The organism is Bacillus cereus group sp. N8 (assembly GCF_016483685.1).
GTDB lineage: Bacteria > Bacillota > Bacilli > Bacillales > Bacillaceae_G > Bacillus_A > Bacillus_A proteolyticus.
Genome location: NZ_JAEHBK010000196.1, coordinates 1 through 247, shown reverse-complemented (window position 1 = coordinate 247; position 247 = coordinate 1). Strand labels below are relative to the sequence as shown.

The window sequence follows — 247 nt, the reverse complement described above, 5'->3', positions numbered from 1 at the left end:
GCCGTCCGATGGTGGGCATTAGCATTCGGGGGTTGCCTAGGGGGAAACGGAACATTAATCGGCGCTTCTGCTAACGTAATCGTAGCCGGAATCGCAAGGCGTGAAGGACATAAATTTAGCTACATGGAATTCCTTAAAGGCGGCTTCCCGATTATGATCGTTTCATTAATCATTTCTCATATTTATATTTATTTACTCTATCTTATGTAGTAGAAAAAGGGCTGTCCATGTGGCAGCCCTTTTTCTC

1 pseudogene is annotated in these 247 nt (G+C 44.1%); it reads left to right on the top strand.

Annotated elements, in window-relative coordinates:
* Nucleotides 1-210, top strand: a pseudogene (locus JDS80_RS30985) (anion permease); the annotation flags it as partial.
* Nucleotides 211-247: the final 37 nt, after the last annotated feature.